This is a genomic window from Bacillus sp. iso_77 (assembly GCF_056173625.1).
Map to the genome: position 1 here is coordinate 2,293,926 of NZ_CM149683.1, position 13,431 is coordinate 2,307,356.

Here is a 13,431-nt window from a genome sequence, read left to right on the forward strand (position 1 = left end):
CCCATTATGTAGTTATTGATTTACTTTTACCATTGATGGACGAATAACTCGGTCTTTGAGTTTATAGCCCTTTTGCAATTCTTCTACAACGATGTTTGAATCGTAGTTTTCATCTTCAACTTGCATGACGGCTTGATGAAGGTTTGGATCGAACTCTTTGCCGACAGCTTCAATTGGTTCAACGCCTTCATTTTTCAACGCTTCTACCAGCTGGCGGTAAACCATTTGCATACCTTCTAACAAACTTTTCGTCTGCTCATTGTCTGGATCGATTCCAAGCGCTCTTTCAAAGTTGTCGAGAGCTGGGAGAAGGTCGCTGACAACATGTTGAGAACGATATTTTTGCACGGTCTCCACTTCAGTTCGAGCACGGCGTTTATAGTTTTCAAAATCTGCTTGAACACGCAGAATTTTGTTTTCTTTTTCATCTAGAAGCTGCTGCAATTCATCAATCTTCTCTTGGAAGGCAGACTGTTCATCGTGCTTTACTTCCTCAGTTTCTGCTTGAACTGCTTCTTCTTGTGCTTCAACCTCTGCTGCTTGCTCAGGTGTCTGTTTTTCTTCTGACATTGTGTTCACCTCCCTCAAAAGATTCAATTATACGAAGGGGCTGTGCCCCCACCTTTTATCACCCTACTCATCATACAAATTGGAAAGTGCGTTTGACAAGTCTTTTGATACATGATGCAAAAGACTAACGACTCGCCCGTAATCCATACGGGTTGGACCAATGACAGCGATGGAGCCGAGTGATTTTTGATCAATCGCATAAGTTGCTGTGATTAAACTGCAGTTCTCCATTGCTTCCAAATTGTTTTCTGAACCGATTTTAATGGTGATTCCTTGCTGATTTGGATGAAACAGCTGCATGACATCATTCTTTTGTTCAATCAGCATCATGAGTGAACGAATGCGGTCAATGTCATGAAACTCTGGCTGGTTCAACATATTAATCTTCCCGCCAAAGAAAAGTTTTGATTCATTTTGTGTTGAAGTGAATGTGTTACCAAGCGCATCTAAAATATGATCATAGTCTTTTAAATGCGTGCGAAGGAGCATCACTACTTCTTTATACATCCTGTCCTTCAGCTGATCCATCGGGACTCCGGCTAAGCGGCTGTTTAAAATATTCATCAGCTTCTCAATATCGGAGACATCAAGATGCTCAGAGAAGGTAATGGTTTTGTTTTCAACATGCCCGCTGTCTGTAATCATAATCGCTACTGCTTTATTAGGCTGGACAGGGACAAGCTGAATTTGCTTCAATCGATTTTCACTTAGCTTTGGACCAAGGACAATCGATGTGTAGTTTGTGAGATCTGATAAAATTTCCGCCGATTTTTGAACTGTTTTTTCCAGCTCAAAAATTTTCTCCTGAAATACTGACTGGATGAGCACAAGCTCTTTAGATGACAGTTTTCGCGGAGAGAGCAAATGATCTACATAATAACGATATCCTTTTTCGGAAGGAATTCTTCCTGATGAAGAATGGGTCTTTTCAATAAAACCGAGTTCCTCCAAATCAGCCATTTCGTTTCTAATCGTCGCAGAGCTGAATGTAATGTCTTCTTTTTTGGAAAGAGTCCTTGATCCAACTGGCTGCGCCGAACGAATAAAGTCATTAATAATGACTTGTAGAATCAAAAGCTGACGATTTGTTAACATCATCATCACCCCTGTTAGCACTCTCTTTCAACGAGTGCTAATTGTATAAACAAAATTACCAAACTCAAATTAAAATGTCAATTATAACTCACCGAGAAACGCTTGAAATACTTCATTCCCTAACAATTTTCCTTTTCTTGTTAAACGAATGCCAATCTCATCCTGTTCAATGAGACCTTTTTCTGCTAATTCTTCAAGAACGGCGGGAAAGAGTGCTTCTGGTGATGCTCCAAATTTCGTTTGAAAGTGAGCACTTTTCACGCCTTCAATTTTCCGCAAACCTAAGAACATTTCCTCTTCGATCTGTTCTGCTTTTGTCACCTGATGCGTTTCCTTATATGGAAACCCTGTTTGTTCAATGAGCTCTAAGTAATGCTTCACTGGTCCAGCGTTCACATTGCGGACGCCATCTACATACCCGTGCGCTCCTGCGCCAAAACCAAAGTAATCTTCGTTGCTCCAATAGGTGAGGTTATGCTGGCTTTCAAAACCTGGTTTGGCGTAATTGCTAATCTCATATTGTTTGAGTCCGTGCCGCTTCATTTCATCCATGACGAGCTCATACATTTCAGCCTCACGTTCTTGCGGTGGTAAATGCAGTTTCCCTTTTTGCATCAAATTGTAAAAGACCGTCTTTGGCTCGACAATCAGCGAATAAACCGAATAATGTTCTGCACCTAATGAAAAAGCGGTCTCTAGTGAATGCATGACATGATGCTTCTCTTGATGAGGCAAACCAAACATAAGATCAAGACTAATGTTGTCAAACCCAACTGCTCTTGCTCGCTCGAAAGATGTGAGAACATCTTTCTTTTGATGAACCCGTCCGATTTTTTTGAGCAGGTCATCTTCAAATGTTTGAACACCAAAGCTCAGCCGATTAACGCCTGCTGATTTTAAGACATTCAATTTCTCAAGCGATAGTTCGTCTGGGTTTGCTTCTACTGCAAACTCGATTAAGTTTTTGGTTGGTTTTAATACGCGGTGAATGCTGTCCATAAGCTGATCTAACTGGCTGGTTGTCAGTGATGTCGGGGTTCCTCCGCCAATAAAGATCGTCTTTAGTTCTTGCTCCCCTTTTTGATCGATCGTGTGCTGCATTTCTTTTTCAAGAGCGACTAAGTATTCATCGACCGGCTGGGTTTTAATGAAAAATTTATTAAAATCACAATAGTGACAAATGTGCTCACAAAATGGAATGTGAATGTATGCTGCTTTCATTTGTTGACACCTTCTTTACAGGTAAAGAGCCGCAGTTTATCGCTGCGGCCTCTTCGTTTGTTTTCGACTATAAACGTCAAGGCGAGCATTGTAAAGCAGGTTGCCTTGAGGATGTTATTTTTTCGGTGTGCTGTCGTCCATTTTCAGCACGGCCATAAATGCTTCTTGTGGGACTTCTACAGAACCCACTTGCTTCATGCGCTTTTTCCCTTCTTTTTGCTTCTCAAGAAGCTTTCTTTTCCGGGAAATATCTCCACCATAACACTTCGCTAGTACGTTCTTGCGCATTGCTTTAATGGTAGACCGAGCAACAATTTTTTGACCGATCGCTGCCTGAACTGGTACTTCAAAGTGCTGGCGCGGAATCAGTTCTTTCAGCTTTTCTACAATGATCTTTCCGCGTTCATATGCATAGTCGCGGTGAACAATAAAGGATAGCGCATCGATTTTTTCGCCATTGAGCATGATATCCATTTTCACTAGAGTGGATGGGCGATAGCCGATCAGCTCGTAATCAAAGGATGCATACCCTTTTGTATTGGACTTTAATTGATCAAAGAATTCGTATACGATCTCTGCCAGAGGAATTTCGTACACAATGCTCACGCGGTTTGCATCAAGATATTGCATATCAATGAAATTGCCGCGCTTTCCTTGGCAAAGCTCCATCACAGAACCAACATAATCATTTGGCACCATCATTGTTGCCTTCACGTATGGCTCTTCAATTCGCTCAATCTTTTGCGGATCAGGCAAATTGGACGGGTTATCTACGACGATTTTTTCTCCGTCTGTCATATACACATCGTAAATAACACTTGGCGCTGTCGTAATAAGGTCGATTTTAAATTCACGCTCAATCCGTTCTTGGATGATTTCCATATGAAGCATGCCAAGGAAGCCGCAGCGGAAACCGAAGCCCAGTGCTTGGGATGTCTCTGCCTCATATTGAAGTGAAGAATCGTTTAATTCAAGCTTTTCTAACGCTTCACGCAAGTCGTTATATTTCGCTGTGTCAATTGGATAAAGGCCGCAGTACACCATTGGGTTCAGCTTTCTATATCCAGGTAGAGCTTCTTTCGCAGGGTTTACCGCACTTGTGATCGTATCCCCTACACGTGTATCGCCAACATTTTTAATAGCAGCTGTTAAATAGCCAACATCTCCAACAGTGAGTTCGTCTGTTGGCATTGCTTTCGGTGTAAATACGCCGACTTCAAGCACTTCAAATTCTTTGCCTGTCGCCATCATCTTGATTTTTTGACCCGGTTTGACGGTTCCTTCGACAATTCGTATGTAAGCAATGACGCCACGATACGCATCGTAGAGAGAATCAAAAATGAGGGCTTGAAGTGGTGCTTCTGGATCTCCAGCTGGTGCCGGCACCTTTTCGACGATTTGTTCTAAAATATCCTCGATCCCGATGCCCGCCTTAGCAGAGGTAAGAACAGCTTCAGATGCATCCAACCCGATGACATCTTCAATTTCTTGTCTTACACGTTCAGGTTCTGCACTCGGCAGATCAATTTTGTTAATGATCGGCAGGATTTCTAAGTTGTTATCAAGAGCTAAATAAACGTTCGCAAGTGTCTGTGCTTCAATGCCTTGTGCTGCATCCACCACAAGAATTGCACCTTCACAGGCAGCTAGGCTTCGAGATACCTCATAGGTGAAGTCGACATGCCCTGGTGTATCAATCAGGTGCATTATATATTCTTCTCCATCCTTCGCCTGATATTTCAGCTGGACAGAGTTTAATTTGATCGTAATGCCGCGTTCACGCTCTAAGTCCATGGAATCAAGTAATTGTTCTTTCATTTCTCGTTGCGTAATCGCCGCTGTTTTTTCCAAAATACGGTCAGCCAATGTGGATTTCCCATGGTCAATATGGGCGATAATGGAGAAATTTCGAATTCTTGATTGCCGTTCTAATCGTTTTTCTTTATCTGTCACAATCTATCACTCCTACTATAAAACGCGGGTTGCGCTAGGTTAGATTATATCAATAGGGCTGTAAAGATTCAATCGAAATCAAGAAAAGCCGCTCATCGGTTAGCGGCTTTCACGAAAAGGTGTGATATCTTATGAAATAACATCCAACATGATGCTTACAACAGTTTATTTACCATTCACCCAATCATAAAGTGTACGGGCTGCATGCGTCATACCATCTGATAATGCTTTTCCAGCCTTAGAGAAGGCATTAAAGCTCTCCATTTCTTCTAGCTGCTTTTGTTTTTCTGCTAAGTCTTTTTGTGTGACAGCTGTTCCGAGGATAGAAGCTTCTTTTTCTTGATCATCATTCGTTTGGACAGTGAAGGCCCCTTTTAATTGCGGATCATGATACCCTTTCATTTGCAGCATGCCATTATTGGCTTGCTGCATTCCTAAAAAGACACCGAATAGCAATACGAGCGATAAAATAATGGTTTTTCCGATAAATGAGCCCATATCCTCCACCACCTTAAGACCGTTTTTTCTCATCCTTTGCTTTGCCGTCTACCTTTTCTGCGTCCCAGAAAATTTCACTGAACACATCAGCTGCAGCATTGGATGCGTTTTTCAGTTCTTCCATATTATTATCCACACCGCCAAATTCTAATAGAAGGGCTTTGTCAGATAAATCTTGATTATAGATTCCATTATCACCAATTTCTCCTTTGGCAAACACACCGACACTAAGTCCTTTATATTTTTTCTCCATCAAATGGTGGAACTCTGTCGCCAGCTTTAAGTTTTTCTCATAGCTTTGATTCTTCTTCCCTACAACAAACGCGATTCTCGCATATTTCTTGCCTTTGATTTCTACTGTCGTATCTTTCTTTCTTCTTGAATCCCGGTGAATATCGATTAAGTAATCTAGGTCATCATTTTTAGCGAGAGCTTCTTTTACAACCAATCTGGATTCATTATACGATTGTGGGTACTTCAATCCTTTTTTTAGCAGTCTTTTTTCGATTTCTGTTTTATCCACTGTGTTGCCGATTCCTTGCTGATCGAGCGCTTTACCAAACATCTCCCCGACAAGGGTGACGTTCACTTTTGAGTGACGCGCATTGTTTGGGTTTGTTTCTCCTTTTAAAAATGGTAAATATGATTCCGTATTATGTGTGTGATAAATGTACACAGCTTTTCGTTTTCCTGTCGACTGGTCCGGCTCTTTTGCAGGCGTTTTCGGTTCATCTTCATCAAGCTTGTCCAGCTCAGCTAGATTTGCTTCTTTTTCATCTTTGATGACTTCACTTGGAGGCGGCGATTCCATTGGCATATTCGTATAGTCTGTACCTTCACCTGCTAGGATGATTTTTGTATCAAAATGTTCAAAGCCCGGCAGCTCTCTTCCTAGAAAACTGCGGGGGTCTTCTAAATTGATACTTGTGGCAAGTTTGAGTGACAGCCCGGAGAAATGAAATCCTTTTTGATCTTCAGGGACTGCTGAGGCAAAATATTGATTTTCCATCCCCATTAGAGTTGCAAAGAATGCCCCTGACAGCTCATCTGCTACACCATATAATGATGCTTGAGGCCTAAGCTCAGGTTTTAAAGACGTCAAAGCCCCTGACATGACAAACACAACCACCAGAGAGACAATAAACAAAAAAATACTCTTCACTACTTTTGTTCCATTAATCGCAACGACCAACTGTCGAGGACGGCGAGGTCTTTTTTTCATGATTTACTCCCTCCAGCACGCTTTCTAGTAATTACACTATGAGCGAGCTAGAGAAAGTAGAACTGATTAATGATTATAAGAACCCATGTTGTCTTGAGAGATTTTTTGATGAAGTGCTGTATTTAACCCATTGGCGAGTACGTTCGCCATGTCATCAATGAATGTATCCACTTCCTTCGGTGTGACCATTAGATTTTGTCCAAGCGGTGCAAGCACTTCATGGATCAACTGTCTTTTTTCTTCTTCAGGAAGCGTTCCGACGATTCCTAAAAAGGATTGACGCGTTTCATCATCTGGCAAATCTTCTTCATTCAGCACTTTTTTCTTCCCAAATGTCAGACCCGCTGGTACTAAAGATCGGGAAGGTCTATCATCTTTCAGTTCTCTACCAAAATGCTTTAACACGTAATCAATCGTGTCACTTGCGATCGTCACTGCATCGACCACTGTCGGTACACCAATGGCAATGACTGGAATACCCAAGGTCTCTTTGCTTAATTCTTTTCGTTTATTTCCGACACCCGATCCTGGATGTATACCTGTATCAGAAATTTGAATCGTCGTATTCACCCGTTCTACTGCACGTGCAGCTAGTGCATCGATGGCGATCACAAAATCTGGTTTAGATCGTTCAATGACACCTTGTATAATGTCACTTGTTTCTATACCAGTCAGCCCCATGACACCAGGCGATAATGAAGACACTGGGCGATAGCCTTCCTGCACATTCTCAGGCTGTAATTCAAATAAATGGCGTGTCACCAGCAAATTCTCAACTGTGAGCGGCCCTAAAGCATCCGGCGTGACATTCCAGTTTCCGAGTCCTACGACAAGACAGCTCGCATCTGGCTGAATGCCGTGATCTTTTAAAAACTGAGCAAAATGATGGGCAAAAACTTCAACCACTTTTTCTTGCATCTCAGAGTCTTTCTCCCGAATTCCTTGCGCCTCAAGCGTCAAGTATGTCCCTGCCTTTTTTCCGGTCAACTCTTCTCCTTCTGTCGTAATCTCCACAGTGCGGATGCGGATGCCGTGCTCTTCCTTCTCCTTCTCAACAATTCCTTGAATACCGTCCTTTTTGACCACATTCGGATCGTTCTCTTGTTCTAGTATCTCTTTTGTTTCAACGGCCAAATCGGTCCGGATTTGATAAGCGCTTAAATCGAGTTTCTGTTTCTTCATGAAAAGGCTCCTTCCATCAAGTAATTAACAGTAGTCTTTCCATCTCTTTCAAGAAACATTCGAGCGCTTCATCAACGAAAAATACTTTACATTTATATTGCATTCTAAAGGTGTGTTTGATAGAATACAATTTGTTCTATTGTGAAGATTTAACCTTAAGACAATTGTGTTTAGGTTGTATCTTAGGAGGTGAAACACATGCCAAATATTAAATCAGCGATCAAACGTACAAAAACGAATAACGAACGCCGTGCACACAACGCAACAATCAAGTCTGCGATGCGTACTGCGATTAAACAAGTTGAAGTTTCTGTAGCTAACAACGATGCTGAGCAAGCAAAAGCTGCTCTTTCTTCTGCTGCAAAACGCATTGACAAAGCCGTTAAAACTGGTCTTGTACACAAAAACGCAGCTGCGCGTTACAAATCAAGACTTGCGAAACAAGTAAACGGACTTTCTGCATAATGTTTGCAACGCCTCAGTGATGAGGCACCTGTTTAACTGTACGTCCGTCCTGAACGGCTCAGCCATAAGGACAGACTGGCAATTATACATCTAAACAAAAACGACCCTCTTTTGAGAAGGTCGTTTTTTTATGTTCAAGCCCCTAATAACCGAAGCAGGAACAATTCTAATAATAGCTGCTTGTCCTTTTTACCCGTTTTCATTTCATAATCAATCGTGGAGAGCTCTTTGACGATGTACTTTAGCTCTTCTTCTGAAAACAGTCTTGCCTGATCCATCGCGAGTTTGACCCGAAATGGGTGGACTTTCAAGTTTGACGCAATTTGTTTTTGCCCGTATCCCTGCTGAGCAAAGTACTTTGTCTGCAATATCAACCGAAATTGATTTGAAATGAGTGCCAATATTTTAATGGGCTCCTCATTTTGCTTTAGGAGATCATAAAACATTTGCATCGCTTCAGACCGGCGCCTGTTCACGATTTGGTTAATCAGTTCGAAAATATTCTGCTCCAAACTTCGTGCAACGAGCTGATTGACATCCGCCAGCTCAATTTCCTCTCGCTGCCCAATATATGTACTTAGCTTTCGAACCTCTTGAAAAAGTGAGGACAGGCTCCCGCCACATAACATGACAAGCTGTTCTGCCGCTTCAGCCGAGATTGTTTTTCCTTCTGTTTTCACTAATGTAATGGTGAAATCTGTTGTTTCTTTCGGATTTAACTCTTTCGCCTCAACCACAGCCGCTTTCTTTTTTAACAATTTGGTGATTTTCTTACGTTCGTCCAGTTTTTCATATGGTGCTAATAACACGAGAATCGTGTAGGGTGCTGGCTTTTCTAAATAAGCTTCTAACACAGAAAGCTGATGCTCGATCTTTTCTTTTTTCTTTTCTGCAGTGAGGAAATAAGGGTTTTTGATCACAACGAGACGCCGCTCTCCCATAAACGGAAATGTTTCTGCGTCCGTCACAGCCTGCTCAAGCGGCACCTCTTCCATATCGAAGACAGAGTAATTAAAATCCTTTGTTTCTTCGTCGACGACAGCTTGTCTCAATTTTGCAGCTGTCTCTTGAAGTAAATACGTTTCTTTTCCATATAAGCAATAAACGGGATGGATATCCCCTTTTTTTAAATTGTTCCATACTTCAAAGACCATTCGCTTAAATCCCTCTCTTTCACTTCCTCCTCTATCCTAAAGCGTGTAGAGACATTAGTAAAGAGGAAGCTGAAAGTGCCGCCTCCTCATTTATAGTAAACGTCTCACGTAAGCTCCCGGGTCAGCTTACAGTCAGACGATATTCACAAAATGATCATGAAAATGGAAAACGGTTACTTTACCTTCTAGCAATTCCAAATGAGTTCAAGTATACTAAAAATAGCCAGGAGGGATGAAAATGAATGAATTTGAAAAGAATGTTCAAAGCAAGCGGAATGATGTGACCGACTCAGCTGTTGGTTTTATCGTCACATTCGGATTTTTCGCCTCAATGTTTATTTTGGCAACAGTGATACACCTCGTTGGATCTTAACTACATGAATGCAAGATGACTGCCGTTTTGGCAGTTTTTTTATTGATTTTGTAAGATATCATATGGAGGATGAGCGTAAAATGTTCCATCCTCTTCAAGAAATTCATAGGTCACACTTCCATCGATATCTGTACGATACACCTTTGTTTGATGATCATTTAATTTTTTCAAAACTTCTTGATGAGGATGGTGATACCGATTTCGTTCACCTGCTGAAATCAGTGCATATGACGGGTTCAAATGCTGAAGCCATTCTTCACTTGTTGATCCTTTACTCCCGTGATGCCCAACCTTCAAGACATCCGCTCGTAGCTTGGGGTAAGCTTGAATGATGTCTCGTTCCCCTTCTTGTTCAAGATCCCCAGTCAGCATAAAACGCTTGCCGCCAAGCGTAAAGGTGAGGACCAGTGAATCATTATTTTTACTCGTCACCTGGTCACGTGCGGGATGCAGAACGTCGAATTTTTGTCCTCCAATTCTCAGCTGATCCCCTCTTTCCAACTCATCTACAGGAATCCTTTGATCAGCCGCTTCCTTTAAAAGCTGCGCATCCTCTGGATTTCGAGCAAAGCCTTTTGGGATTGCAAGGCGCTTGACTTTATTTCGCTTTATTAACCGCATCGCTTCTCCCATATGATCTTGATCAGCATGGGTAAGGATGAGGACATCAAGTTTTGCTATGCCTTTAGAATGCAGAAATGGAATAAGCGTTTGATCCCCAATTGTAGATACTTTACGTCTTTTTTTCCATGGCTCTTCTTCAAAAGAAAGTCTGCCTCCTGTATCGACTAATATATGCCCGGTTCGATAAGGTAGCTGAATAAACAAACTATCCCCTTGTCCTACATCTAACATCGTGACCTCTCCTTTTTGAAGAAAATTCGGCGTGAAATAGTGTACAGCCAGCACACAAACGAGAATCAAAATCGGAACAAGATAAGATTTGATAGAAGTTTTACATTCCATCACAATGAATAGAAAAACAATGGAGGAGACCTCTAGGAGAACATGCCACCATGTCGATTTCATAAAAATGAGAGTAAGACTATCGTAAGCAGCCATATGTGCAGACAATTGATGACTAAACTGGATCACCCAATCAAGCAGCTGAAACAGTGTTTGTCCAAGCGGAAGATAAATGATAGATAAAAGAAAAAAGAATAAGGACAGAGGCATGACAACCATTGTATAAAAAGGAACAAACATCATATTTAAAGGAACACTCAGCAAGGAAAATTGTTGAAAATAATATAAAAGAACAGGAAGCGAAGCAAGCTGTGCAATCAAGGAAATGAGGAATAACTGCATCACCGAACTTTTTGCTTTTGATAAAATACTAGTGGATAGCAAAATAAATAAGGTCACCACAAATGACAGTTGAAAACCGACATCAAATATATAAAGTGGTTGAATGGCTAATAAAAGCAAGAACGCTGCACTTAACACGACCGCAGAAGGCTGTTTCATTTCTTTTGGCAGGCTTGTGATGACTAAATAAATTCCAGCCATGAGACAGGCTCTTAACACAGACGGTGCAGCACCTGTTAAACAAGCATAAACCGGCAAAAAGGATAATAAAAGAATACGCGCTGTCTCTCTTGTCACGCCAGCGCGGAGTAGACACCAAAATAGACAAGCGAGCAATGTTTGAACATGAAGTCCTGAAATGGCTAATAAATGAATGATGCCAAGCATTTGATAATCTCTTAATGTATCAGGGTCTATTAAATCACGATCGCCAAAAATAAGTGCCTGCACAATCCCAACAGAACTCTTCGGAACGTGATCTTCTAGAAATTTCAACCCCTTCTGCCTAATAGATGAAAGGTAATGTGAAGGGCTGTCATGTTTCGTGCAGCTTTTCATAGACTGCGTTAGGAAAATAGCATCAATGCCTTTTGTTTTTAGAAATTGATCATATTGAAAGCCATTCGGTATGGTTGCATGTTTAGGCAACCGCATCTCACCTGTCATATGACAGCTCATACCTGGCCCAACATCTTTTAGCGCTTCTTTTTCACGCTCCGTTTGAATCGTATAAAAAGCCGCTAGTCGACGATTCTCTGATGAAACAGTCGCTGAAAAGCGATTGCCATCTATTTTCGGAATCGTTTCAATCACAACCGAATGAGAAAATGATTTTTCTTGTACGGGATGATCCGTTTCAAAAGACTGATGCACCATAAAAATGAGCATATAGATCGTTCCACAAAAACTGACCATCAGAAAGAGCTGGGGTGTTTTTTTCAGCAAACTGAAAAGAAGACATACAAGAAGAAAAAGGAGAAAATACAAATGAAGATGATATGCGGCCAGAGCAATTCCAACAGCTGCTGAAATCGCCCCGAACGGCAAATACTTAAACATAGGAAGTAAATAATTGATTCGCCTTTTCATGCATTTGACGAATTTCTGTTTCGCTACGTCCTGATTCACTTAGTTTGCCTATTAAATCCGCAACAAAGGCTAATTTTTCTTGGTTTTTTAAGTCAATAATCATCTCATCTAGTTCAACCTGTTCTGTTTGAACTCCGGCCTGTTCAAATAAATCAACAGCATATGGATGATTTTTATAATCCTTCGCATAATACACTGTTCGAATACCTGCTTGAATAATCGCTTTACAGCACTGCAAGCAAGGAAAGTGCGTCACATATATTTCAGCATCAGCCGTTGGTGCACCAAATTTGGCACATTGTAAAATAGCGTTCATCTCCGCATGGATTGTACGAACGCAGTGATGATCTATCACATAGCATCCTACATCTGCACAATGTACGTCGCCGGCAATGGATCCATTATATCCACCTGCGATAATGCGCTTGTCTCTTACGATCGTTGCCCCAACAGCTAGCCGCTCACAGGTGCTTCGCAAAGCAAGCAAATGGCTTTGAGCCATAAAATATTGATTCCATGAAATTCTCTCCACGAGCTGATCCCTCCAGAATGATGTATGGTATTAAGTGTACATGCCTTTCTTCTATACCGTCAATTCTACTTAACCGTCAGTTGATTTTTTAGTCGTTCAATGGTCTTCTCTCCAAAACCCGAAATATTCCGCAAATCTTCAATTTGCTGAAATTCTCCATGTTCTTCTCTATACGCAATGATGGCTTCCGCTTTGGCTGGGCCTATTCCGTTAATGGTCTGCAATTCCGCTGCATCAGCTTGATTGACATTCACCCCTTGACTCTGTTCATTTCCGGGCGGCGTATCAACCGCTGCTGTTTGTCCCTGCTTGTCACCTTCCCCCTTCTTTCGTACATAAATCATCATACTGTCCTCTAATTTTGCTGCTTGATTGATGTCAACTGTATCTGCCTTACTCGTAAAACCACCTGCTCTTTTAATCGCTTCTTCAACTCTGTCCTCAGCCATAAATGCATACACGCCCGGCTTCCGTACAGCTCCTTTGACCTCTACTACGATGGATGTTGGCTCTTTTTCTGCACTCTCTTGTTTTTCTTCTAATGTGACCCGCGTTTCATGTTGTTCTTTCAATACACTTGGCTCGGCGCTGCCTTTCTCTTTTCCTACTAAAAAGCAGAAACAGATGATGATAAGGATGATAATTCCCGCTATCAGATAAAGACTGTATTTTTTCAACGAATTGAGCTGCTTCACTTGTTCACGCTTCTTTCAATCATATTTTCACGCTGCTTCACATACTGTTTAGAAGATAACAGATCCTATGCGTC

The 13,431-nt window shown here is 41.5% G+C and carries 13 protein-coding genes; 2 read left to right on the forward strand and 11 right to left on the reverse strand.

The window, feature by feature from the left end; translation table 11 throughout:
* Positions 1-12: 12 nt before the first annotated feature.
* The 7 genes from grpE to gpr all read right to left on the reverse strand — a co-directional run bounded on the left by grpE (position 13) and on the right by gpr (position 7,741).
* Positions 13-570 carry a nucleotide exchange factor GrpE gene (gene grpE / locus AC0VYC_RS11750; RefSeq protein WP_008342471.1) on the reverse strand — a complete coding sequence of 186 codons (558 nt, stop codon included), beginning with the start codon at positions 568-570 and terminating at the stop codon, positions 13-15.
* Positions 571-633: 63 nt separating this feature from the next.
* On the reverse strand, positions 634-1,665 hold the full coding sequence (hrcA, locus tag AC0VYC_RS11755) for a heat-inducible transcriptional repressor HrcA (RefSeq protein WP_008342473.1): 1,032 nt from the start codon (positions 1,663-1,665) through the stop codon (positions 634-636).
* 81 nt (positions 1,666-1,746) lie between these two features.
* Positions 1,747-2,886: a radical SAM family heme chaperone HemW gene (gene hemW, locus AC0VYC_RS11760; RefSeq protein ID WP_327861767.1), complete on the reverse strand. Its 1,140-nt coding sequence runs from the start codon at positions 2,884-2,886 to the stop codon at positions 1,747-1,749.
* Between the two features lie 114 nt (positions 2,887-3,000).
* The gene (lepA, locus tag AC0VYC_RS11765; RefSeq protein WP_008342476.1) at positions 3,001-4,839 is read right to left on the reverse strand and encodes a translation elongation factor 4; all 1,839 of its coding nucleotides are present in this window, start codon (positions 4,837-4,839) and stop codon (positions 3,001-3,003) included.
* 165 nt (positions 4,840-5,004) lie between these two features.
* Entirely contained in the window at positions 5,005-5,337 is a 333-nt protein-coding gene (locus AC0VYC_RS11770; protein ID WP_017358024.1) for a YqxA family protein, read from the reverse strand.
* A gap of 13 nt (positions 5,338-5,350) precedes the next feature.
* On the reverse strand, positions 5,351-6,559 hold the full coding sequence (locus AC0VYC_RS11775) for a stage II sporulation protein P (RefSeq protein WP_007501337.1): 1,209 nt from the start codon (positions 6,557-6,559) through the stop codon (positions 5,351-5,353).
* 66 nt (positions 6,560-6,625) lie between these two features.
* Positions 6,626-7,741 (reverse strand): GPR endopeptidase, encoded by a 1,116-nt coding sequence (gene gpr, locus AC0VYC_RS11780; RefSeq protein ID WP_286067955.1) that lies wholly within the window; start codon positions 7,739-7,741, stop codon positions 6,626-6,628.
* Between the two features lie 198 nt (positions 7,742-7,939).
* On the opposite strand from gpr, the gene rpsT reads away from it, so the two are divergent.
* Complete coding sequence (rpsT, locus tag AC0VYC_RS11785) at positions 7,940-8,206, forward strand: 30S ribosomal protein S20 (protein ID WP_008342485.1); 267 nt, start codon at positions 7,940-7,942, stop codon at positions 8,204-8,206.
* Between the two features lie 134 nt (positions 8,207-8,340).
* On the opposite strand, the gene holA is transcribed toward rpsT, so the two are convergent.
* Positions 8,341-9,360, reverse strand: a complete 1,020-nt coding sequence (gene holA, locus AC0VYC_RS11790; protein WP_017358025.1) for a DNA polymerase III subunit delta — start codon at positions 9,358-9,360, stop codon at positions 8,341-8,343.
* Positions 9,361-9,598: 238 nt separating this feature from the next.
* On the opposite strand from holA, the gene AC0VYC_RS11795 reads away from it, so the two are divergent.
* Complete coding sequence (locus AC0VYC_RS11795; protein ID WP_008342491.1) at positions 9,599-9,733, forward strand: YqzM family protein; 135 nt, start codon at positions 9,599-9,601, stop codon at positions 9,731-9,733.
* 39 nt (positions 9,734-9,772) lie between these two features.
* Here AC0VYC_RS11795 and AC0VYC_RS11800 read toward each other — a convergent pair whose 3' ends face one another.
* The 3 genes from AC0VYC_RS11800 to AC0VYC_RS11810 all read right to left on the reverse strand — a co-directional run bounded on the left by AC0VYC_RS11800 (position 9,773) and on the right by AC0VYC_RS11810 (position 13,357).
* Positions 9,773-12,100, reverse strand: coding sequence for a DNA internalization-related competence protein ComEC/Rec2 (locus AC0VYC_RS11800; RefSeq protein ID WP_475390049.1), 2,328 nt, complete (start codon positions 12,098-12,100; stop codon positions 9,773-9,775).
* Positions 12,093-12,662 (reverse strand): ComE operon protein 2, encoded by a 570-nt coding sequence (locus AC0VYC_RS11805; protein ID WP_008342495.1) that lies wholly within the window; start codon positions 12,660-12,662, stop codon positions 12,093-12,095. Before AC0VYC_RS11805 ends, AC0VYC_RS11800 begins: the two co-directional genes overlap by 8 nt.
* 65 nt (positions 12,663-12,727) lie before the next feature.
* Positions 12,728-13,357, reverse strand: coding sequence for a helix-hairpin-helix domain-containing protein (locus AC0VYC_RS11810; RefSeq protein ID WP_475388513.1), 630 nt, complete (start codon positions 13,355-13,357; stop codon positions 12,728-12,730).
* Positions 13,358-13,431: the final 74 nt, after the last annotated feature.